Genomic DNA, 20,358 nt, shown 5'->3' with positions numbered 1-20,358 from the left:
TTCATCCCTTATTTTCTAATTCTAGGAGGGATGGGAAATGACTTTAGAAGAGGTAAAAAGCTATCTTAGGGTAGATTATGATGAAGATAATAACTATATTACAGACTTAATAGAAATAAGCGAAATTTATATTGACGAGTGTTGTGGTACTAACTACAAGGTTATCCCAAATGGAGCTAAGTTGGCATCCCTGGTACAAAGAAAGTTAATTTATGATATGTATGAAAATAGGGCTACAACAATAAGTGAAAATATAAAAAGAGACAAAATTGTTGAAACCATATTTAATAAGCTATCATTAATGGAAGTGGTTATATGAATATAAAACTAGATAAGAGAATTACAGTTCAAAAATGTGGACCTGTAGAAACTAACGATAATGGATTTCCTACAAAAGCTGATGGATATTCAGATTATAAGACTATTTGGGGTTCAATTAATAATTTATTTGGGAAGGAATTTTGGGCAGCAAAAACAATAAACTCTGAAAATACGGTAGAAGTTATCATAAGATATTCAAAGGAGTTTGAAGAACTTAACTCTAAAACTTATAGAATTAAGTGGAAGGATAGAGTTTTCAATATAACTTTTGTAGATAACATACGATATGAAAATAAATGGATAAAAATAAAGGCTATAGAGGTGATATAGTGAATAATGGTATTCATATAGAAGGATTTAAAGAAATAGAAAACTTATTGCAGGATATGACTATTACTGAAGCTGATGAGAAAAAAGCTATGAATAAGGCATTAACACCAATCCTTTCTGAAGTAAAGAAAAATACACCTCATAGAACTGGTAAACTTAGAGGCTCTGTTGTTAAAAATGTTAAAAAAGAGGGATTTGCTACAATAGGAACAGTTAGAATGAGAAAATTTTACGATATATTTCAAGAGTTTGGTACATCACAACAAAAGGCTAATGTAGGATTCTTTGAAAGAAGTGTTAATAAAACTCAAAATGAAGCTATTGCAATTTTAAGTCAAGAATTGCTAAGGTAGGTGCTTATATGTTTAATATTAAACAATATATAAAACAAGTGTTAAGTAATGATGAAATATTAAATCTAACTAGTGATAAAAAAGTTCATTTTCTTCATGCTTTAGATCCTATTCCACCTTACGTTGAATATGAAATATTTGATGAGGATGGAGCTGCATGGTCAGAGGGAAAGGAAGTAGCAACTAATTACTATGTTCAGATTGATATTTTTTCTAAAGAAGACTATACAGAACTTGAAAATAAAATAAAAGAAAAAATGATAAACGCAGGCTTTGAGAGAACTGGTGGCGCTGACTTATATGAGGAAGATACCCAATTATATCATAAACCCATGCGTTTTATTTATACTACTAAAATTGAAGGAGGAATTTAAATGGCTAGAGTAAACATAGATAGATTATTTCTTGCAACTATTACAGAAGACGATATAGGTACTGGAAAGTTACTTTTTGCAAAACCTGAGTATATACCAGGTATAAGAGAATTTAATGCTAAGGTAAAAGCTAACACAGAGAAACTTTATGCAGAAGGTAAAGTATGGGAGCAAGATACATCACTAGAGGATATAGAGATAGATTTTGATTTAGCAGACTTTACTAATGCGCAGCATGCAAAATATTTAGGTCATGCTATTGCAGCTGAGGGTGGAATAATTGCTAAGTCAAATGATATTGCACCATATGTAGCGGTTTTATATGAGGCTACAAAAAGCAATGGTAAAAAGGCATATAGAGTTTATTATAAAGGCAAGCTTGTAGAGCCAGATGATTCTACAAAACAAAGAGAAGGCAAAACAGATTTTCAGACTAACAAGGTTACAGCAACTTTCCAACCGTTAAAAAATAATGGAATGTGGAAATATGCAGTAGATGAAGATGATCCAGATGCACCAATAGATTTAGGAACAACATTCTTTAATACTGTTATTATACCAACAGCAAAACAAGCAACACCTTAGCATTTCAGGATAGAGGAAACTCTATCCTAGTTTTTTGTAGAGAGGAAGATTTATATGAACGTAGGAGACATAAAGGAATATAAAATAGAGATAGGTGAGAAAGTCTATACTTTTAGGCTAGATTTCAAGGCTCTAATTAAATTTAATAATAAATATGAAAATGCATTAGAGATTTTTAATAATTATTTATCACAAAAGAATGAATATGAATGCTTAATAAAAATATTAAGTTGCTCATGTGTTGAGAAAGATTTTTCAGAAGAAGAACTTTTAAAAAGTTTTAGTTTTGATTTACCAACTATGAAGCTATTAGATCTAATAGGAATCAACATGATTACAGGAAGTATTTTACTAGATAGTAATGGTGGAAATAACGAAAAAAACTAAAAAGCCAGTCAGAATCTAAGGATTTACTTGATTTTGACTGGTATCTTTATGTATCAAAAGTGCACCTCAATTTTACTAGAGAAGAATTTTTAAGGAGCTATCCTAAAGAAATAATTACTTTATGGAATATACACGTTGAATTTAATGACTGGAAAGTTAAATCAGATGGTAGTGAAGATAATAGAGTATATTCCATAGATGAACTTTCATGGCTTTAAGGAGGTGGGATAGTGGCAAATGATGTTGAAAAACGAATAACAGCCAAGATGGTGCTAGATTCTTCAGGTTTTAATAATTCTCTTAAAGGAGTAAACTCACAATTGGCTATGGTTCAAAGTGAGTTTAAAGCTGGTACTGAACGATTAGTTGGCTTTGGCAAAGAAACAGAAAAACTTAAATATACTTCTGAAAGTCTTAGCAAACAAATAGATATTCAAAGACAAAAGGTAGATATTTGGAGCCAAAGCATGCAAAAAACTACAGAGAAAATGAATGGCAATATAAAGGCTAGAGATGAACTTAAAGATAAACTTAAAGACTTAGGAATGGCCCACCAAGAAATAATTAAGCAGTATGGAAAAGAGAGCGAAGAGGCTGGAAAATCTAGGGCAGAGCTTAAAGCATTAGGACAGGAATATAAGAATAAGGGCAATCAAATTGAGAGCAATGCAAAACAAATAAACTATTATACAACTCAAATGAACAAAGCTGATGAAGGTCTTGTCAAAATGGAAAATCAACTTAAGCAAACTAATGCTGAACTTGCTAAAAGTGAAAATAAATGGCTTGGAGCTAGTGCTGCTTTAAAGGAGAGTGGAGAGCACTTTCAAAAGGTAGGAAGTACTGCTAGTGCTGCAGGAGATAAAATTTTAAGACTATCAGCACCACTCATAGGGGTTGGAATAGCAGCTGCAAAAGTAGGAATGGACTTTGATTCTCAAATGTCCAGAGTTAAGGCAATTTCAGAGGCAACAGGAGATGAGTTTGAAAAACTAAAGAAACAAGCATTAGAATTAGGAGCTAGTACCTCATTTAGTGCCAAACAATCTGCACAAGGCATGGAGAACTTAGCTAGTGCTGGTTTTAATGTCACTGAAATAATGCAAGCTATGCCTGGTATGTTAGATTTAGCAGCTAGTAGCGGTGAAGACTTAGCAAATAGTGCTGATATAGCCGCTAGTACATTACGAGGGTTTGGATTGGCAGCTGATAAGGCTGGTCATGTAGCCGATGTGTTAGCAAAGAATGCTAGTGCTACAAATGCAGCTGTTTCAGATACTGGAGAAGCTATGAAGTATGTGGCTCCACTCGCTAGTTCAATGGGAAGAAGTTTAGAAGAAGTTACAGCAGCTATAGGAATCATGGCAAATGCAGGAATTAAAGGTTCACAGGCTGGAACTACTTTAAGAGGAGCTTTAAGTAGACTAGCAGATCCTTCAAAGGAAGCAGCAGGAGCAATGAAGGAAATTGGATTTAATGCTTTTGACAGTGAAGGTAAGTTAGTTTCATTAAAAGACTTAATAGAAAGACTAGGAAAATCAACTGAAAGTTTAACTGATAAACAGAAACAACAGGCTATAAGTACTATCTTTGGACAAGAAGCAATGTCGGGTATGTTAACTCTTATTAAGGCTGGTCCTCAGGAGCTAGACAAACTTACTCAAAGCCTTTTAAGTAGTGATGGTGCTGCTAAGAATATGGCGAACACCATGCAAGATAATGCTAAGGCTAGTGTTGAACAGATGATGGGAAGTCTTGAAACAGCAGGAATTAAATTAGGTCAATCCCTTGCCCCAACAATAATTAAGGTAGCTGATTCGATTGGGAAGTTAGCTGATAAATTTGCAGCTTTACCACCTGAAACACAAGAAACTATTTTAAAAACTGCAGCATTAACTGTAGGTTTAGGCGGAGTTCTTAAAGTTGGTGGAGGAGTAATATCAACTGTAGGAAGTATAGCAGGAGGATTAAGCAAACTAACTGGCGCAATGGGAATAGCAAGCACTGCAACAGGTGCAGTAGGAGCTGCAGGAGCTGTAGCTGGTGGAACAACAGGAATGGGAGCATTAGCTGGTGGGCTTGGAGCCGCAACATTAGCAGTTGCCCCATGGTTACTAGCTGGAGCTGCAGTTGTGGGAGTAGGTTATGGTATTCATAAAGCAATGTCCCAAGAAGTAGTTCCTTCAGTAGATTTATTTGCTGACTCAGTAGAACATAGCGCACAAGCTATGGAAAACTTTGAAGGTAAAGCAAACACATCTATGACTTCTACAGTAATATCTATTAGCGAAGGAACTAAACAAGCTGTAGGAGCATACATGGAGCTTGACAATGGTGTTAAGGCGGAGTTAGATAGTTTGTATATTAACTCTACTACAATAACTGATGAAATAAAAAACACTACTACAGCTAAATTTAATGAAATGAGTAATATGGTCATTGAAGGATATAGAAAGCAGAAAGATACAGCTATACAAGAAACTACAGAACTATTTAATCAGACTAAAAGTATCACTGATACAGAGCAGCAAGAAATATTAACTAGTATGAATCAGTATTATATTGATCAAGAGACTACAGTTAATAATGCAGAAACTCAGATTAAAAGTATTTTAGATAGGGCTTCAGCTGAGCACAGAGAGTTAACTCAAAGCGAATATGAAACAGTTACTATGTGGAGAGGAAAAATGAAAGAAAAATCAATTTCTGCTTTATCCGAAAATGAAGTTGAAGCTAAAATAATTCTTCAAAGAATGAAAGATTATGATGGAAGGGTGACTGCTGAACAGGCAGCACAACATATATCTAAACTAAATGAAAGTAGAGATAAGGCAGTTGCTACAGCTAACAGTGAATATGAAAAAAGAATTGCCTTAATTGAGAAGATGAAGTCAGAAGGTGTCATAAAATCACAAGAGCAGGCAGATAAAATGATTGCAGAAGCTAAAAGACAAAAGGATGGTATCATTGAAAATGCTGAAAGAACTAGAATGGATGCAATTGAAAAAATGAGGGGAATGAATTCAGATTTAGAAAAACAAGTAGATACATCTACAGGTAAGATATTAAATTGGTGGGATAAACTTAAAAGATGGTGGAATGGATGGAAACCAGAAAATAAAAATTTCTCATATGAAGTTAATCCAACTGCTCGTAGAGGGCAATCATCCTCAGCAATAGATGGGAACTGGACAGGAAATAGGAGCTTTCAAGGTGGTCTTACAACATTGCATGAAAAAGGTTATGAAGTATATGATTTACCAAGGAGTACACGAATTTATAATCATGAGGCAAGTGAAGATTTAGTAATGAAAACAGCTGAAAGTGTAGCTAGTAAAGTTGCGTCAAGTGTTCTAGATAATATGAGTTTTTCAGGAAATGGAGAACAAACAATAATAATTCCTGTAAATATTGATGGTCGAGAGATTTCAAGATTAGTTGCTCCCTATGTGAATGAAGAATTGGGTTTTATAGGAAATAAAATCTCCCTGTCATATGGAAGGAGGCCATAGTAATGCTTACTTTAGATTTTAATAATACTAATTCATATAATAAGTTTAATTTAATAATGGAAAAAAAGCCAAACATTCCAATGCCAGAAGAGGATATTGAGTTTATTAAAATTGAGGGTAGACATGGATCATTAACAGTAAACAGGAAAGGATATAAAGATATATCTATACCAGTTGAATTTGGTCTTATAGATAATACTGGAGATATATTTACAAGAAGTAGCTATATACGTAGCTGGCTAACAGGCTCAGGAATATTATTCTTTTCTCATATACCAAATATAATCTTTAAAGTTAAGGCTATAAAGTCAAGTAATATAGAAATGTCATTAAAAAAATTTGGAAGATTTTCAGTGAATTTTATATGTGAACCTTTTAAATATGGCAATGAAATTATTAGAACAATAACAACTAGTAATAATTCTTTTAATTATAGCGGTACTGCAGAGGTTAAACCATTGATTAATGTTTATGGTCAAGGAGATATAACTTTAACCGTTAATAATGAAAATATTATTCTTGAACAAATAGCAGATTATATAACCATTGATGGTTTATTAGAGGATGCATATAAGGATATAATGCTTCAAAATAATAAAATGCATGGTGAATTTCCTATTTTAAAGCCAGGAGAAAACATCATTGACTTCATAGGAAATGTAACCAAGATAGAAATAACTTATAGAGAAGCTTTCCTATAGGAGGGGATAACTTGATCTGTGTATATGACAGCAAAACAACGAATTTTAATAATAATGGTATTACTCCTCTTATACCTACATTGTGTGAGGTAGCAGAAGAAAGAAATGGAATGTTTGAACTAGAATTAGAGCATCCTTTTGATTTAAATGGAAAATGGAAGAACCTTATAGATGAAAATATAATTAAGGCTCCAACTCCAACAGGTGAACAATTATTTAGAATATATGGGAAATATAAAAATATGTTTGGCATAAGAATATTTGCTAGACATATTTTTTATGACTTAATTGATAATTTCATTGAGGATTGCAGACCTACAAACACTGATGGTGCTGGAGCTTTAAATAGAATATTATCTTCAACACAATACCCACATAGCTTTAATTCTATTAGTGATGTACCCGTACCCAAAACAGCCTATTTTGTTAGAAGGAATCCTGTAGAGGTTATATTCTCTGAGGATGGAGTCCTTGGTAGATGGGGAGGGGAATTAGAAAGGGATAACTTTTTAATTAAACTTCTTCAAAACAGAGGGCAAGACAGAGGAGTAGCTATTAGGTATGGTAAAAACCTTTTAGCAATTGAAGAAGATCTTAAATTAGATTCTGTTATAACTCGCATAATGCCCCAGGGATATGATGGATTATTTCTTCCTGAGAAGTATGTAGATAGTCCTTATATAAATAATTACCCTCATCCTAAAATAAGAAAAATAGAGTATTCAGATATAAAAATTGATGTAGAAAATGGAATAACTGAAGCTATAGCTATAGATCAACTTAGAGCAAGGGCACAGCAGGAATTTAGTGTTAATAAAGTAGATATTCCTGTAGCTAATTACAAAGTTGACTTTATAGAACTGAGTAAAACAGAAGAATATAAGGACTATGCAGTTTTAGAAAGAATATACCTTTGCGACACTGTGACTGTAAAGCATCTTAAATATGGATTTGATTTAAAGGCTAAGGTAATTAAGTATAAGTATGATTGCTTGCTTAAAAGATATAAAGAAATTGAGTTAGGCAGCTTTAAAGAAAGTATTGTAAATACCTTAAGCAGTTTATCTTCTTTAAAAAGTACTGTTGATGAATTACTTCAAAATGCTGTAACAGGTACCAAGATGCAAAGTGCCATAGACCATGCCACAGAGCTATTAACAGGTGCATTGGGTGGTCATGTTGTTTTTAGACCAAAAGATAAACCAGTAGAGATATTGATTATGGATACTGACAATATTATGACAGCACAAAAAGTTTGGAGATGGGGACTTAATGGCCTAGGATATAGCAATATAGGTGTTAATGGTCCTTATGAAACTGCTATGACCATGGATGGCTATTTATTAGGAAAATTTATTGCTGCTCATTCCATTACAGCTAATCAAGTGTCTAGTGATTTTGGTCAAAACCTTGATTTAAGTTCCAATACAAGCATTAGTTTAACTGTAAGTTCAAAAGTAATGGAAAAAATTGAGGAAATAAAACCTTATACTGTAGATATAATTTCAACTAATGGCATTGTTTTTAAAAATGGAGTTATAAATACAAAACTAATTGCAAGGGTTTACAAAGGGAGAGAAGATATAACTGACACTATAGATGCTAATAAGTTTAGATGGACAAGAGTATCTAATGATATTGAAGCAGATAAGCTGTGGAATGCTTCACATTTTGGTGGAACAAAAGAAATAACAATAACAAAAAATGATGTGTATACAAGAGCGACATTTAACTGTGAAATTTTAGAATAATGAGGTGTTTAAATTATGGATAAACTTTTAGAAAAAATTGAAATGCTTGAAAAAAGGGTGGCTGAACTAGAAAAACAAGTTCAGCCTAGAGTTACAATTGAAAAAACAAAGTATGGAGCAGAAGAGCTAGTATTCCATTATGACTAATTTAATCTTCAGTAACATCTATACCTTTACATTGAAGTGTAAGAAGTCCACACTCACGACAACCATAAAGTGTTATAGGTGTAGCCGTAGATTGTCTTCCTGTAATGACGTCAAATTGTACTAATGAATAAATCTTATTTTCGTCAGTTTTTAGTTCATCAAATTTCTGTGATTTACAGTATGGGCACACTTTAATTTTAGAAAACATAATATCACCCCCTCTAAATAACAATTTTATCATGTCAATACAAAATAAGTAAATAAAAAGGAGATGTTAATATGGCAATTGCTACTGGTCAATTTACTATTATCGATTATAATGACGCATTAACTTTAACAGGATATATAGGGTCTAATAAAGCAAAAACTCAAATGTTTAACCCCGATAACAATAGTTACAATCCTGATTGGTCAACAGGAAATTTAGTATTAACTCCATCACTTTTTAAACTTGGAACTGCAAGCGACATTATTACAGATGCAGCAGTGCAATCCATAGATTGGTATGATGTTACGAATGGTACCGAAACTATTATTACAGCTAATGCAAGTTATGCTATAGGAGCATCAAAGCCTAAGTCTCTTACTGTTAAAACTAACGTGTTGGCTGGACTTCCAGGTAAAGATTTCATGTGCAAAATAGTCTACAGAGATCCTTCTACTAACCTAGACTTAATATATAAAATGTCTATATCATTTTCTAGGGTAGTAAATGGTGGAGGTATAGCTGATGCAGTTGCATGGTGTCCAGATGGTAATGTATTTAAAAATGGTACAGTTGCTTCACTGAAGGCTCAATGCGACCTATGGAGAGGTTCTGTTATTGATTCTACCTTAGTTAGCTATCAATGGTATCAGCAGGATTCTTCAGTAACTACAGACCAAGGCGGTGGAGTAGGCTGGAGAAAATTAGTAGATGCAGCTAATGTGGTTACTGGAACAACTTCAAACATATTAGTAATTTACCCTTCAGCAGTAAATGTATATGGTGTATTTAAGTGCATTGCTAAAGATACAGACTCAGGAAGTAATACCTATAATCAATTTTTTGTGGATACAGTAACTATTGCTGACCAATCAGATCCATTACAAGTAACTATAATAAGCACTGGAGGAGATGTTTTTAAAAATGGGGTAGGAAGTACTACTTTAACTGCTAAAGTGTATCAAGCTGGAAATGAGATAGATACTGCAGGAGCAAAATACACTTACAAATGGTTCAAATATGATAAAGATGGTACCTTAGTAGCTAACTTTGGTGGTACAGGAATTAACTTTAAAGCAGGAAAAACTTTGGCAGTAGGAGATGCAGATGTTGATGTAAAGGCAACATTCTCTGTTGAAGTAAACTAAGGAGAGGATCACATGCCTAAAGGTATAGCACAATTTACTATAACAGATTTTAACGATGTTAATATAAGCACGACAGCGCCATTAAATCCAGTAAAAGACCAGTTATGGTTAGATAGTTCTTTAACACCGAATTTATTAAAAAGATATAATGGTTCCGCATGGGTAAATGCTTCAGTAACACCAAGTGACATAGACAATGCAGTTAATAATGCTAGAACTATGGCTAAATTAAATGGTATTGAGTTACTAAATTTAGAGTACATGAGAAATGCAGCAACAGTAAATAAACCTTTTTTACTAGGTTCTTATACTATAGTTCCAGCGACAGAAATTGGTGGAAATGCAAATGAACAAAATTACATTAAAATTGTAAATGGTACCTCGCTTTATACACCTTATATAGCTTGTAATCCAAACACAGCTCAATATTTTAAGGTATCTCTTCATAATAAGGATACTAATATTGGTACTTTATATGTCCAATGTTGTTATTATGATAAAGATAAAGTTCAAATTGCTACAAATGAAGCAGCGGTAGGTTTTAGTAACTTGTCTAATGTAGGCAATACTGCAGCGAACGTATGGAATACTTTTGAAGGATATATAGATGCACTATCAAGTACTGACATAAGGCAAAGAGCTGTATATATGAGAGTTAGAGTACTACCTAGATATAGTGGTCAAGTTGGTACAAGTTATATTAGAGATTTATCATGGAAGCAGACATCACCTCAAACAGTTTCGAATCAAGAAACAAGATTAAGTACACTTGAACAAACAGCCACAAATCTTGATATTAAATTTTCTAAGAGCGGGATAAACTTAATCAGGAATAGTAGAGGGTATGAAGGGACTAGATATTTTTATTTATCCGATTGGGGGAATATAACTGTATATGATTCCAAACATGCGACATTCAAGGCTCGCTCCCCATTTAAAACGGGTTGGGGGTTAGATCGTCCTGTGAATCAGAGCATCGAAAATCTTTGGTATTCTGATACTTTTGAAGTTAAAACCAATACTAAATATAAGCTAGTTGTTAAGATGTTATTAGAACCTAACGTTACAAGTGCAGGAGTGACATTTTTAGGCATGTTATTTGATGGGGGTACAGTAACTTACACGCCTAATTCGACGACATCAACGAAGGGAATCATCACTGAGGTTATAGTAGATATAGATACCCCAATAGATTGCTCTTATGCACAAGTATCTATATGGCATAATGGTACTGGAGCTAGTGGCAATTCAGTGTTATGGGTAGCAGAGATGCGACTATTTGAGGGTACAGTTGACTTTGGATGGCGTCCATATGTAGGTGAAATCTATTCTGGAGTAACAAGTATAGATGAATGTGGAATAGCAGTCTCACATACTATAAATGAGACTAAGACTAATATGACATCAGAAGGATTCTATTTAAAAGATAATCTTAATAACACTATTGCTTCATTGGGTATGATTAATGGTGTAGCCTCCTTACTCGTATCTGATATTACGAGTCCGTCTATTCTAAAAGTGGCGTCATGGTTAGGCACAAAGAGTATATATGTAGCTCCAACAAAGACCGGTGATGGTAGTGGTAGAGATGTTAATAATAAATGTACTAGTATTAGAGCAGCAATACTTAACGCCCTTAATGGATGTATGGTATTAAATGATGGACAGAATTTAGTTGTGGAGGTTGCAGGTGGAAGTTATAGTGAATACTGTGCTATATGGGATGTTAGAGGAGCTGGAACTATACGGATAAACCTAGCACCTACAGTTGTTTGGAATGGAATGTTCAATTTTACAAATGATGAAATAACCGTATTCATAGAAGGTAATAGAACTGGAATAAACTCAAATGATGGTGCAATGATAAATCCAAGTAATGTACCAGATGGGGTTGGGGTATGGGTAAATAAGTGTAAGCTTGTTTGGGTAAATGGTATTAGAAGTGTAGTAACTAGAAAGCCATCTACATGGCCTAACTTTTTGGGAATTACAGGAGGAAGTACTGCAATACTTGCGAACTCAGATATATCAAACTATCAATCTCCAATTTCCGTTGATATGGTATCAAGGGCTTACATGGATAATTGTAGAGGAAGTAATAATGACTTAGCAGGAATAGCATATAGCGGATCTTATTTAGGTGTTAATGGACAAATACCAGCAAACGGAAGTTTCGCAGAAAATTATGGAGGCCTAGTAGTAAAAACAAATACAGTGCAAACAACAAGTTGTAATCCAGCACTAGCACCTACCTTTGTAGATGTAACACAAAATCATACATTTAGCACTATTAGTTATCGTTCTATAAGAAGCGACTGGGATAACCCTGGTCTATTTGCTCAATCTGGATGGTCACCATATGCACCTTGGACTGGCTATGCTTATTTTAGTAACATTAAAAGTTGGACAGATGGAAGAAAAACTGGAGCAACCCTAAAAGGGCAAATATATCTGCAAAGAAAATCAACCTCACATGGTGTTAATGGTCCAGTAGCAATAAATCTTTATGGAATAAGAAATTCAGATGGAGCCTTAATTTCTTATGGCAGCCCTTGCTCTTTAAGTAGAGGAGGCATTGGTGGTAGTGGTTGGTTTCCAGTGGATTCACTTGTAACTGACATAGCAAGTGGTTATATTAAGGAAACAGTTGTAATCAAGGGTAGCGGAAATAGTCAATATGCTATATTAGAAAACAACTGTCAACTATATATTTCAACCACATTTAGTGTAAGAGCTTAAATAATTTTGAAAGGTGGAGTATAAATGTTAAATGTATTAGATGAAAGTGTAATTAGTTTAGATAAAGCCATTACAACTAAAGATCCAGATGGCAATGATGTTGTAGTTCTTCAGATGTCTTGTAAACTTGAAAAGAGTAAGGGGATTCAGTACAGAATTGATGTTCAAAAACCATCAGTGTTTGAACAGAATAAAGAGCAGGTACAATCAATGGTAAATGAGTTCAGGGCTGAGTGTGAAGTATTGGCAATTCAATATGGAGTACCTGTTATATAATCTAGAATAACCATTTAAGGCAAGATAGAGCACCAAAAGAAGGTGTTTTTATTTTGCCTATTTTTATAAAAAGGAAGGTGTGAAATGGAGACAATTACAATAGGTTTAATTTGTACTATCATTGGAGCATTTGGGACATTTATTACACAGAAGAGGAATTTTAAACAAGACACTAAAGAGGAAACTAAGGGCTTTACTCAAGTAGAAACTAAAATAGACTATATAAGCAAAGGTGTAGATGATATAAGAATTGATATAAAGGCCCAGGATAGAAAAATTAATGATATTAGTGAGAGATTAGTTAGAGTAGAGGAATCTGCTAAATCAGCTCATAAAAGATTAGATGGCGTAGAAAAGGAAGGTGTATAGTAATGGATAAAGAAAATAAAAATATTAATAAGTTTATGAACCTTATTGAAATTAAAAAGATTATAGCACTAACATTGACTTTAGTATTTTGTTACTTATCAATTACAAAAAGTTTAGCAGCAGAGCAATTCTTAACTGTATTTAGTTTAGTAATTGCTTTTTATTTTGGTCAAAGTACTGCTAGACAAGCAAATAGGGAGGGAAAATAGTTATGAGTATAATAAAAATAAAGATATTCTTAGATTTTGGCCATGGTGGAAGTGATTCAGGAGCCGTAAGTGGAGCATTAATTGAAAAGGCTATGAATTTAATTACTGGACTAGAGTGTAAAAACATTCTTGAACAGTATGATATTGAAGTAATGACTTCTAGGGATATTGACAAAACTGTATCTTTAGCTGAAAGAGTTAGAATGGCTAATGAGTGGGGAGCTGATTATTTTATTTCTATCCATTACAATGCTGGAGGGGGCGACAGAGGGGAAGTTATTCACTCTATCTATAGAAATAAAGGATTAGCACTTGCAAATAGTATAGCTGCAGCAATGAAATCATTAGGGCAAAATACAATAAAGATATACGAAAAACGAGGTCAAGATAATAAAGATTACTACTATGTAATTAAAAACACAAGAATGGATGCTGTAATTGTAGAAGGGGGATTTATAGATAATGCAGTAGATAGGCAGTTATTCGATACTGTAGATGAACAAAAGGCTATGGGTAGAACAATAGCTTATGGAATCTTAAATCACTTAGGAATAGCAATTAGGCAATCTAATCTACAACAAAATATCCAATACGGAACTGTTACCGCAACAGAGTTAAATGTTCGTGCTGGAAGAGGCACTAACTATGATATTTGGGACACTTTAAAAAGTGGTGCTAAAGTAGAACTTGGAGAACTAAGAGATGGCTGGTATTTAGTGTATTACAACAATGGCAAAGCAAGTGGATATGCATCTGCAAAATATATAAAAAAAGATTAGTTTAAAAAAAAGAAGGTAGACTCTATTTTTAGAGTCTACCTTCTTTTTTTATGCTTAAATATACGGAATACACGCAAATAAATTATAATATTTCATTGAATTTATGGGAATTATTTTAATAAAATATGTTGACACGTGTTATAAACACGTGTTATACTATAATTGTAGGGAGGGTGATGGATGAAGCCAAAAGAAATAATAAAAATCTTAGAAAAAAATGGTTGGTTTGAAGTAGCACAAAGAGGTTCACACAAACAGTTTAAACATCAAATCAACAAAGGTAAGGTCACAGTTCCTTATCATAACACAGACTTAGATATAAAAACATTAAACACAATCTTGAAACAAGCAGGGCTCAAATAGCCCTCCTTGTTAGAGGTTAATATATAGATAAAATTTAATTAGGAGGTTTTAAGTTGGATAAATATATGTTTCCAGCAGTATTTGAACAAGGAGAAAAAGAAGGTTATTGCATAACATTCCCCGACCTACCAGGGTGCATCACTGAAGGGAAAACACTTGAAGAAGGTATAGTAATGGCAAAAGAAGTTTTAGAGCTTTGGATTTGGAGCATGGAGGAAGATAATGAAAGTATTCCTGAAGCAACTAAGCCTGAGAATATTCAAATTGAAAAAGGTAGTTTTGTAGTTCCAGTGTTAGTTAATATGGTTCCAGTAAGAGAAGAAATGAATAATAAATCAGTCAACAAAACTGTTACTTTGCCATATTGGATGAAAAAAATAGCAGAAGAGAATAAGGTTAACTTCTCTCAAATTCTGCAAAGAGGTATAATTGAACATTTAAACTTATCAAGAAAAATATAATAGGTTAAAAAAGTTTAAAGTTAAAGGAAGTCTCTAGTTTCATAGAGACTTCTTTTTTATTTTTTTGTCCATCTATGTAAAATATAGTAAAGTATGTTAAAATATATACGAGTTTGAATTTATGGAGGGATAACAATGAAATTAAAAAAACAAATAGTAATACCTGTAGTTGTAGGTTTAGTTGCTTTTGTAGCTGGATTTTTTATTGGAGATGCTTCAGCTATAAGTAGGGTTAAGAAAGAAATTGGGTCAGCTATTTCTACAAATGTAAAAGTAGATAAAGAAGAAGCAAAAAAAGATGAACAAGCTAAGCAAGAACCTAAAAAAGAAGAAATTAAAGTTCTAAAGGTAGGAGAAAAATATAACTATAAGGATAAATATGAAATAACAATAAACAAAGTTATTTTAACAGATAAAAGAAATCAATTTACAGAGAAGAAAGCTAATAAAGTTGCTGTTATTGAATTTACCTATAAAAACTTAACATTAGATGAGGATTTGTTTATATCGGAATCTAATTTTAAAACATATGATGAAGTTGGTAACGTATTAGAGAGCTATCCAGCAGGAGCTGAAAAAATGCCTCAGAATATAGCGCAAGGGAAACAATGCACTGCTGAAATGAGCTATGGATTTAATGAGGGTAGTAAACTAGAACTAGATTATTATGATAATATGTTTAATGATAAAGCAGATGTAAAATTTATGGTTGAAATGCAGTAAAAATTTAGAGGTAGTATCTATGTAATTAGAGACTACCTCTTATTATTTAAAAAATACGTAATGTTTTGTCGAAAACTGTACAAGTTGTAAAAAATAGTATATATTAGAAATAAATAAACCACCCTGACCGCAAATCACAGGTGGCTTAAAGAAAGAATGCATTTATATCTTTATTATCTCTATTATATAGTAATAAAGAAACAAGTGCAATAATATAATTAATGGAGGAAAAATGATAGAGTATAATTCAATTAGGTGGGAAAGAATAAAAGAACTTGAGGTTGAATTTTCATATATTAAGGCAATTGTTATAAAAATTTTTGATTATCAAATAAGAGAGAGTAATCTAGATGACTTCATTAAAAATATAGATAAGTATAGAGATATAAATGAATGCAAATTATTGGACGAATTAGAAGGAGAAACATATAAAAAAATGGTTATACTCTCTATTCGTAGGTATAAAAAAAATAAACATATGCCAATAATAGAAGATATAACGAACTCCGTATATTCTATGATATTTAAGACAAGCAATGGAGTGAAAATGGCTAATGGTGAGCATTATGATGGACAATTAGATGAATGCTTTAAAGTAACCTATCTCAAAAAAGATGATAAATTTGCTACTATAAAACTATCACGTGTTATAACTAATAAATTAGAGGAAAATTTAGAAGATGGCACAACAAATTTAGTGGATAAGACAATATATGATTGTTGTAAATTTATAATTGACATAAACAATAAATTAGTAGCAATGTTTTTTAATGATATAAAGAATAGCAATAAGAATATTACAAAAGAGATTACACTAAAAAAATGTGCATTTAGATCGTTATTTGCTGAAGTAACTAATAAAAATATAATAAAATATTATCTAAATACATATTTAGAGAAGTATTTTAAAAGTTATATGGAAGATAAGAGAAATGGAAATGAACGCAAATTAATAAGTATAATAGAAGCATCATGTATTGATGGAATTTGTGAAGAAAGAAGTTTAATAAGAAGTATAAATAATAACTATATACATAGTGATCAACGATTAATGGCTATAGAAGATGATGTGAATAAAAAAGGTCTTACAATATCAGAATTAGAATGTTGCATTAATGATTCAATAGTTGATTTAAAAATGGATGGAGAAATTACTTGTGTAAATAGCTTTTTTTATGAGGAGGTTATAACAAATGTATGTAAAGAATTCTTTGGAGGGTATAAATTATCTTAAGTTTATAGAAGATTACAAAGAGTTAATTGATGTGTTTGCTTCAGCAGATAATGCTGGGTTAACAGAAGTATCAATACCATACCTATTAAAGAATTCTAAAATTTCACAAAAAGAGCTATACAACCAATTACACACATTATTAGAGTTAGATTTCTTAGAAGGAAATGAATTTTCAATATGTCCATATTGTGCACATGTTGATAAACTTATAGAAAATAATAAAAGAAAATGTACTAGGTGCAAAAGGCTATATATAGCTAACAATACCATAGAAAAATTTAGGTTTGTTAACATTAATGGAGAGTATAATGAGCAGCAAAAAAAATAATACAAAACTATATTTAAGATATGCAATGTTATTGATTTTGATAATAATATTTATAGGATATACTAAATATTATTATGGAACAGTAAATTTTAAAATATTAGGAACTAATCTTATTATATGTTTCAATATTATTTTTCAATTTATTTATGAAATAATTATAAAACTAATTAATTCTTTACTAACAGAAAATAATATTAAAATTATAATAATATCAATTGTGCTTTTATATGTTATTCGTGAACTACAATTAAAGGAAATATTGTTTAGTATAACCAATTTTGAGTTTGGGAATTTTAAAGTGATGAAAAAAGTTGAAATGATAAATGAACTAAATAAAAAAGAGGAAGAAAAGATTGAAAAACTTGAGAAATCAAATGGTAAAAAAAATAAAAATGAAGAAGAAATAAAAATTATTGAAAAGAAAATACAGTTGCTACAAATAATGGCTAATGATCCTTACACTATAATCATTTTGGAACGTTTTTTTAAACAGAAAATTGGTTCGCTAGTTATACCTATGAATGTATTTAGTATGAAGACTTCAATAGAGAATATAAAAGAAATATTTGATTATAGTATTGGCGCTAATTCAGTAAAGATACTAGGAATTAAAGAGTCGATTAGAGAATTAGTTTATGAAATATATTTAAGTCTTGAGCAAGAAAAACACAATTAAGGTGGGGACAAGCCTCTATAAATAAAGTGGATTTTGATACAAAATAGTTAAAGTTATTAAGCAACATATATAATTCAAGGTAGCACACAAAGCTACCTTATTTCTTTATGAATAGTAAGCTTATCTTAGTTCGTATTAAATAGTTGAAGGCTGGAAAATTTTAGACAGAGTATTGAAATAAATTTTATTAAATCATAGATGTAATGGGGGATTATATGAATATACTTAGTGAAATTACAAAGTTAATTCTGAATGGTGATTATACATCATTAATTTGGTTAATACTACTGGCTTTATTTATTTTTCTTTTTAAAGAATTTAAAAAAAGTAACTCCGAGATAGATGAACTAACCCAAAAAAGAGCTGATAGTGCTCTAGAAGTATATAGCAAAGCCTTAGCAGCATTAGTAAAGTGTCGAAATAACGCCATTGATAAAAGCCAACTTATTGATAGCTTGTATGCGGTATATCCATTCACTGCAAAGGATGTAATAATTAAAATTAATGATTTAATTAAGAGTGAGGATACTAAAGGAATTATTGAAGTAATACAAGAAGAAATTTTAAGGGTGAAATCTTTACAACGTGATAATGTGTCTTATCAGTATTCTAATAAGGCAGTAGATTTACTTTCAAATATAATAAGAAAATATAATATTTCATCATTAGTAACTCCGCTGATCCTTGCTATTTCTAGTGTTCTTATTTTACTAATCTCATTTGGATTACTTACCATATTAGCTGAACAAGGTAATTTTATGAAAAAAGTAATATTGATAATTTTAATTATAGGCATTACAATTAATTTTTTAATGTATTTAGTTACGATAGATGTATTATCAGAAAAAAATTTCAAACTTAACCTTTTTACTGGTTTTATGATTCTTTTATTTGCAGTAAATAATTTTCTACCAGTTATAACTACAGAAACATTCTTTTCCTTCGCATATATAATTAATACATTCATATATGCAGCATTTATGATATATAAAATATTTAATACTCATAAGAACAGACTAAAAGAGATAAGAAAAGAAGTAACTTAAGGTTGATAAATGTTATAGTAAACTAGTTAAAAAAATGGTATATAATTAAGAAGGGATTTTTTGAGATTAGAAATTCATAGTAAATATAGTATTCTTTTTATTACACAAGGTTCACCTTACGAAAAAGGTTCGAGATAAAAAAAATGGCTTCGGCCATTTTTTTATTTTCATTTTTATTTTAAAAGTAAGTTTTGTACATAAAATAACAAATGCATCATATTAATTTATAAAATAATATTTTAAAAATTTTCAAATAACTTGAATACAAATCTACTAAACCAGTATATAATATGATATATAGTAATTTATTATGAGGTATTATATAACACATTTTATTGGGGTGATAAAATGAATGTAATTGGTATTAATGTCTGTAATGGAGGCTGGCTTGGAGTAAAACTTTCAAATAGCTGTTGGAGTATAAGAATTTTTAAAACCATTGATGAGCTTGTAGATGTATGGAAAGATAGCGATTTATTTTTTGTTAGTATTCCTATGGGTTTTTTAGAGGGGTCGGTGGAAGAGAGAAAGTGTGATATAGAAGCTAGAAAACTTCTTGATTCTAGTCATTTAGATCTGCCAGCTGTTCCTTGTAGAGAAGCTATTTACTGTAATAGTTTCGGAGTTGCTAATATTGTTAATAAGAGGCTTACAGGTAGAAGTGTTTCAACTAGATTATGGGATGTTATAGAAAAGATAAGAGAATTAGATAAATTTTTATTTAATCATATTGAGTACAGAGATAAGTTTAAGGAAAGTAATTGCGAGATTGGTTTTTTTGTTCTTAGCGGGAGATTTATGAGGAATAGCAAAACTGTTTTAGCGGGTTATAAAGAAAGAAGAGATATATTACGAAAGGTTTACCCCAATGTTGATGAGATTTTAGACTACAGCATAAAAACTTTTAGAAGAAAAGATGTTAGAACTGAAAACGTTTTAGATGCTGTATGCTTAGCTATAAATGGATTTATAGGCCTTAAAAATGGATTTATATCTATGCCTGAGGAGCCAGAATATGATATAAATAATATTAAAATGCAGATTGAAATACCAAAATCTATTGAATATAGTTATGGTAAAGATGTTATATAATAATATTAAGAAGTATAGTTAAATAAATCGAAAGGTCACCATAATCTTAAAAATGGTGGCTTTTTTTATAACCTTTAATAAATGTAATTTGTTAAAGGTCCTCTTTTAGTTGAAAATTACTGCATAAGAAAACTATAGGCATGAACTAACATAAATATAGTACATAAATTAAATACTTGGCTTATTAAAGTAGATTATAAGATAAGGGGGTAATTACTTTATCCTAGTATAATAAATGTCAAATCTATA

The 20,358-nt window shown here is 31.4% G+C and carries 26 protein-coding genes; 25 read left to right on the top strand and 1 reads right to left on the bottom strand.

The window, feature by feature from the left end:
• Window positions 1-37 precede the first annotated feature (37 nt).
• From C661_RS0118205 to C661_RS24465, 11 genes are read left to right on the top strand one after another with little or no spacing between them, the layout of a single operon-like run.
• Window positions 38-319, top strand: a complete 282-nt coding sequence (locus tag C661_RS0118205) for a head-tail connector protein (protein ID WP_017416770.1) — start codon at window positions 38-40, stop codon at window positions 317-319.
• Entirely contained in the window at window positions 316-651 is a 336-nt protein-coding gene (locus tag C661_RS0118200) for a phage head closure protein (RefSeq protein WP_017416769.1), read from the top strand. Before C661_RS0118205 ends, C661_RS0118200 begins: the two co-directional genes overlap by 4 nt.
• A complete protein-coding gene (locus C661_RS0118195) occupies window positions 618-1,004 on the top strand; it encodes an HK97-gp10 family putative phage morphogenesis protein (protein ID WP_242826014.1) in 387 nt (128 codons plus the stop codon). The genes C661_RS0118200 and C661_RS0118195 overlap by 34 nt, the downstream gene beginning before the upstream one ends.
• A gap of 8 nt (window positions 1,005-1,012) precedes the next feature.
• The gene (locus tag C661_RS0118190) at window positions 1,013-1,378 is read left to right on the top strand and encodes a hypothetical protein (protein WP_017416767.1); all 366 of its coding nucleotides are present in this window, start codon (window positions 1,013-1,015) and stop codon (window positions 1,376-1,378) included.
• Window positions 1,379-1,963, top strand: coding sequence for a major tail protein (locus C661_RS0118185; protein ID WP_017416766.1), 585 nt, complete (start codon window positions 1,379-1,381; stop codon window positions 1,961-1,963). It begins immediately after the preceding gene.
• A gap of 54 nt (window positions 1,964-2,017) precedes the next feature.
• Window positions 2,018-2,350, top strand: coding sequence for a hypothetical protein (locus C661_RS0118180; RefSeq protein WP_017416765.1), 333 nt, complete (start codon window positions 2,018-2,020; stop codon window positions 2,348-2,350).
• Between the two features lie 59 nt (window positions 2,351-2,409).
• The gene (locus C661_RS24065; RefSeq protein WP_192812676.1) at window positions 2,410-2,568 is read left to right on the top strand and encodes a hypothetical protein; all 159 of its coding nucleotides are present in this window, start codon (window positions 2,410-2,412) and stop codon (window positions 2,566-2,568) included.
• Between the two features lie 12 nt (window positions 2,569-2,580).
• On the top strand, window positions 2,581-5,862 hold the full coding sequence (locus tag C661_RS22945) for a phage tail tape measure protein (protein WP_017416764.1): 3,282 nt from the start codon (window positions 2,581-2,583) through the stop codon (window positions 5,860-5,862).
• 2 nt (window positions 5,863-5,864) lie between these two features.
• A complete protein-coding gene (locus tag C661_RS0118165; protein WP_017416763.1) occupies window positions 5,865-6,563 on the top strand; it encodes a distal tail protein Dit in 699 nt (232 codons plus the stop codon).
• Window positions 6,564-6,574: 11 nt separating this feature from the next.
• Entirely contained in the window at window positions 6,575-8,314 is a 1,740-nt protein-coding gene (locus tag C661_RS22310; protein ID WP_017416762.1) for a phage tail spike protein, read from the top strand.
• Between the two features lie 15 nt (window positions 8,315-8,329).
• Window positions 8,330-8,461, top strand: coding sequence for a hypothetical protein (locus C661_RS24465; protein ID WP_017416761.1), 132 nt, complete (start codon window positions 8,330-8,332; stop codon window positions 8,459-8,461).
• A 1-nt stretch (window position 8,462) separates the two neighbouring features.
• Here C661_RS24465 and C661_RS0118150 read toward each other — a convergent pair whose 3' ends face one another.
• Window positions 8,463-8,669, bottom strand: a complete 207-nt coding sequence (locus C661_RS0118150) for a hypothetical protein (RefSeq protein WP_017416760.1) — start codon at window positions 8,667-8,669, stop codon at window positions 8,463-8,465.
• Window positions 8,670-8,740: 71 nt separating this feature from the next.
• Here C661_RS0118150 and C661_RS0118145 point away from each other — a divergent pair, with 71 nt between their 5' ends.
• The 14 genes from C661_RS0118145 (at window position 8,741) to C661_RS0118080 (ending at window position 20,109) form a co-directional block, all read left to right on the top strand.
• Complete coding sequence (locus C661_RS0118145) at window positions 8,741-9,814, top strand: hypothetical protein (RefSeq protein ID WP_017416759.1); 1,074 nt, start codon at window positions 8,741-8,743, stop codon at window positions 9,812-9,814.
• 12 nt (window positions 9,815-9,826) lie between these two features.
• Window positions 9,827-12,553, top strand: a complete 2,727-nt coding sequence (locus C661_RS0118140; RefSeq protein WP_017416758.1) for a hypothetical protein — start codon at window positions 9,827-9,829, stop codon at window positions 12,551-12,553.
• A 24-nt stretch (window positions 12,554-12,577) separates the two neighbouring features.
• Window positions 12,578-12,829 carry a hypothetical protein gene (locus tag C661_RS0118135; protein ID WP_017416757.1) on the top strand — a complete coding sequence of 84 codons (252 nt, stop codon included), beginning with the start codon at window positions 12,578-12,580 and terminating at the stop codon, window positions 12,827-12,829.
• An 84-nt stretch (window positions 12,830-12,913) separates the two neighbouring features.
• Complete coding sequence (locus C661_RS0118130; protein WP_017416756.1) at window positions 12,914-13,198, top strand: hypothetical protein; 285 nt, start codon at window positions 12,914-12,916, stop codon at window positions 13,196-13,198.
• Window positions 13,199-13,200: 2 nt separating this feature from the next.
• The gene (locus C661_RS0118125) at window positions 13,201-13,407 is read left to right on the top strand and encodes a hypothetical protein (protein WP_017416755.1); all 207 of its coding nucleotides are present in this window, start codon (window positions 13,201-13,203) and stop codon (window positions 13,405-13,407) included.
• Window positions 13,408-13,409: 2 nt separating this feature from the next.
• Complete coding sequence (locus C661_RS22940; RefSeq protein WP_017416754.1) at window positions 13,410-14,186, top strand: N-acetylmuramoyl-L-alanine amidase; 777 nt, start codon at window positions 13,410-13,412, stop codon at window positions 14,184-14,186.
• A 180-nt stretch (window positions 14,187-14,366) separates the two neighbouring features.
• Window positions 14,367-14,549, top strand: a complete 183-nt coding sequence (locus tag C661_RS0118115; RefSeq protein WP_017416753.1) for a type II toxin-antitoxin system HicA family toxin — start codon at window positions 14,367-14,369, stop codon at window positions 14,547-14,549.
• A 53-nt stretch (window positions 14,550-14,602) separates the two neighbouring features.
• A complete protein-coding gene (locus C661_RS0118110) occupies window positions 14,603-15,010 on the top strand; it encodes a type II toxin-antitoxin system HicB family antitoxin (protein ID WP_017416752.1) in 408 nt (135 codons plus the stop codon).
• A gap of 135 nt (window positions 15,011-15,145) precedes the next feature.
• A complete protein-coding gene (locus tag C661_RS0118105; protein ID WP_017416751.1) occupies window positions 15,146-15,733 on the top strand; it encodes a hypothetical protein in 588 nt (195 codons plus the stop codon).
• 232 nt (window positions 15,734-15,965) lie between these two features.
• On the top strand, window positions 15,966-16,967 hold the full coding sequence (locus tag C661_RS0118100) for a hypothetical protein (RefSeq protein WP_017416750.1): 1,002 nt from the start codon (window positions 15,966-15,968) through the stop codon (window positions 16,965-16,967).
• Complete coding sequence (locus C661_RS0118095; protein WP_017416749.1) at window positions 16,927-17,295, top strand: hypothetical protein; 369 nt, start codon at window positions 16,927-16,929, stop codon at window positions 17,293-17,295. Before C661_RS0118100 ends, C661_RS0118095 begins: the two co-directional genes overlap by 41 nt.
• The gene (locus C661_RS0118090; protein WP_017416748.1) at window positions 17,276-17,971 is read left to right on the top strand and encodes a hypothetical protein; all 696 of its coding nucleotides are present in this window, start codon (window positions 17,276-17,278) and stop codon (window positions 17,969-17,971) included. The genes C661_RS0118095 and C661_RS0118090 overlap by 20 nt, the downstream gene beginning before the upstream one ends.
• 215 nt (window positions 17,972-18,186) lie before the next feature.
• Entirely contained in the window at window positions 18,187-19,017 is an 831-nt protein-coding gene (locus C661_RS0118085; protein WP_017416747.1) for a hypothetical protein, read from the top strand.
• A 348-nt stretch (window positions 19,018-19,365) separates the two neighbouring features.
• Entirely contained in the window at window positions 19,366-20,109 is a 744-nt protein-coding gene (locus tag C661_RS0118080) for a DUF429 domain-containing protein (RefSeq protein WP_017416746.1), read from the top strand.
• Window positions 20,110-20,358: the final 249 nt, after the last annotated feature.

It is taken from the genome of Clostridium tunisiense TJ (genome assembly GCF_000300195.1).
In the GTDB taxonomy this organism is placed as follows: domain Bacteria; phylum Bacillota; class Clostridia; order Clostridiales; family Clostridiaceae; genus Clostridium_J; species Clostridium_J tunisiense.
This window is presented reverse-complemented; position numbering and strand designations above follow the sequence as displayed.

Excerpts from the sequence above, each read along its gene's own strand:
- C661_RS0118205 (WP_017416770.1), top strand. The coding sequence starts at position 38 with ATGACTTTAGAAGAGGTAAAAAGCTATCTTAGGGTAGATTATGATGAA.
- C661_RS0118200 (WP_017416769.1), top strand. The coding sequence starts at position 316 with ATGAATATAAAACTAGATAAGAGAATTACAGTTCAAAAATGTGGACCT.
- C661_RS0118195 (WP_242826014.1), top strand. The coding sequence starts at position 618 with ATGGATAAAAATAAAGGCTATAGAGGTGATATAGTGAATAATGGTATT.
- C661_RS0118190 (WP_017416767.1), top strand. The coding sequence starts at position 1,013 with ATGTTTAATATTAAACAATATATAAAACAAGTGTTAAGTAATGATGAA.
- C661_RS0118185 (WP_017416766.1), top strand. The coding sequence starts at position 1,379 with ATGGCTAGAGTAAACATAGATAGATTATTTCTTGCAACTATTACAGAA.
- C661_RS0118180 (WP_017416765.1), top strand. The coding sequence starts at position 2,018 with ATGAACGTAGGAGACATAAAGGAATATAAAATAGAGATAGGTGAGAAA.
- C661_RS0118165 (WP_017416763.1), top strand. The coding sequence starts at position 5,865 with ATGCTTACTTTAGATTTTAATAATACTAATTCATATAATAAGTTTAAT.
- C661_RS24465 (WP_017416761.1), top strand. The coding sequence starts at position 8,330 with ATGGATAAACTTTTAGAAAAAATTGAAATGCTTGAAAAAAGGGTGGCT.
- C661_RS0118150 (WP_017416760.1), bottom strand. The coding sequence starts at position 8,669 with ATGTTTTCTAAAATTAAAGTGTGCCCATACTGTAAATCACAGAAATTT.
- C661_RS0118145 (WP_017416759.1), top strand. The coding sequence starts at position 8,741 with ATGGCAATTGCTACTGGTCAATTTACTATTATCGATTATAATGACGCA.
- C661_RS0118140 (WP_017416758.1), top strand. The coding sequence starts at position 9,827 with ATGCCTAAAGGTATAGCACAATTTACTATAACAGATTTTAACGATGTT.
- C661_RS0118135 (WP_017416757.1), top strand. The coding sequence starts at position 12,578 with ATGTTAAATGTATTAGATGAAAGTGTAATTAGTTTAGATAAAGCCATT.
- C661_RS0118130 (WP_017416756.1), top strand. The coding sequence starts at position 12,914 with ATGGAGACAATTACAATAGGTTTAATTTGTACTATCATTGGAGCATTT.
- C661_RS0118125 (WP_017416755.1), top strand. The coding sequence starts at position 13,201 with ATGGATAAAGAAAATAAAAATATTAATAAGTTTATGAACCTTATTGAA.
- C661_RS22940 (WP_017416754.1), top strand. The coding sequence starts at position 13,410 with ATGAGTATAATAAAAATAAAGATATTCTTAGATTTTGGCCATGGTGGA.
- C661_RS0118115 (WP_017416753.1), top strand. The coding sequence starts at position 14,367 with ATGAAGCCAAAAGAAATAATAAAAATCTTAGAAAAAAATGGTTGGTTT.
- C661_RS0118105 (WP_017416751.1), top strand. The coding sequence starts at position 15,146 with ATGAAATTAAAAAAACAAATAGTAATACCTGTAGTTGTAGGTTTAGTT.
- C661_RS0118100 (WP_017416750.1), top strand. The coding sequence starts at position 15,966 with ATGATAGAGTATAATTCAATTAGGTGGGAAAGAATAAAAGAACTTGAG.
- C661_RS0118095 (WP_017416749.1), top strand. The coding sequence starts at position 16,927 with ATGTATGTAAAGAATTCTTTGGAGGGTATAAATTATCTTAAGTTTATA.
- C661_RS0118090 (WP_017416748.1), top strand. The coding sequence starts at position 17,276 with ATGAGCAGCAAAAAAAATAATACAAAACTATATTTAAGATATGCAATG.
- C661_RS0118085 (WP_017416747.1), top strand. The coding sequence starts at position 18,187 with ATGAATATACTTAGTGAAATTACAAAGTTAATTCTGAATGGTGATTAT.
- C661_RS0118080 (WP_017416746.1), top strand. The coding sequence starts at position 19,366 with ATGAATGTAATTGGTATTAATGTCTGTAATGGAGGCTGGCTTGGAGTA.